The organism is Marinobacter iranensis (genome assembly GCF_029207565.1).
Taxonomy (GTDB): Bacteria; Pseudomonadota; Gammaproteobacteria; order Pseudomonadales; family Oleiphilaceae; genus Marinobacter; species Marinobacter iranensis.
Window position 1 is genome coordinate 1 of sequence record NZ_JANCMW010000380.1, and the last position, 240, is coordinate 240.

The 240-nt window shown below is 67.5% G+C and carries 1 protein-coding gene; it reads right to left on the reverse strand.

Features of this window, described 5'->3' with window-relative positions:
* On the reverse strand, positions 1 to 223 hold a 223-nt coding region (locus tag NLU14_RS22790; RefSeq protein ID WP_275710897.1), incomplete at its 3' end, for a hypothetical protein.
* Between the last annotated feature and the right edge of the window lie 17 nt (positions 224 to 240).

The following is a 240-nucleotide window of genomic DNA, read 5'->3' on the forward strand; positions in this document are numbered from 1 at the left end:
GGACGGCGACCGGCGACAACAGGATCAGGGCAGTCGACAGCGCCAGCACCAGGGCATGCGCCTTGCGCCAGAGGCCGTTCGACAGCGAAGCGATATCGGGGAGCAATCCGATCAGGGCCGCGAGCCATTGCCACCTGAGGGGTCGGAATGCCGTGCGCGCTCCGGACCCGGCGCGCACCATGTTTCCCACAGGGGCCGCCTTTGGCGTGAAAAGCTGCTTCATCTCCCCCGACCCCAGCT